Here is a 423-nt window from a genome sequence, read left to right as displayed (position 1 = left end):
CTCTCCACCTCCACCACCAGCGCGTTGCCCGGGCCCGTGGTGCGCTTGAGTTCCTCCACCCGCAGCTCGTCCGGACGCCACTTGAGCAGTGCCCCCGCCGTCTCCATCTCCCGCTTCGCCACGTCGAAGGGAATCATCGCCACCACCGCCTTCGCGTCACGGCGCAGCACCCGCCCCCGCTCCAGCAGCGAGAGGGGCTTCATGGGCGCCGGCCGCACGTCCACGTGGAACTTCCCGCCACCCGCCGGGAAGAAACCGGGACGCTCCAGCGTCGCCGTGACGGTCGGCCCCAGCTTGCGCAGAATCGGCAGGTACGCCCGGGCGAGGAAGTCGAACGGCGGCGCCGCCGGGTTGTGCGTCCCGCCCTCCAGCCTCAACGTGGACGGCTCCGTCGCGGCCAGCAGCGCGGGCAGCACTGTCTGC

General features: G+C 72.1%; 1 protein-coding gene. It reads right to left on the bottom strand.

Annotation, left to right across the window (positions count from 1 at the left end; genetic code table 11):
- A partial coding sequence (locus D7Y04_RS42925; protein ID WP_304988660.1) for an RNA 3'-terminal phosphate cyclase occupies positions 1 to 423 on the bottom strand: 423 nt, incomplete at both ends.

Origin of the sequence: Corallococcus sp. AB038B, from assembly GCF_003668955.1 — a bacterium.
GTDB classification, from domain to species: Bacteria; Myxococcota; Myxococcia; order Myxococcales; family Myxococcaceae; genus Corallococcus; species Corallococcus exiguus.
Note: the sequence above shows the minus strand (reverse complement) of the source record. Positions and strands in the feature narration are given on the sequence as shown.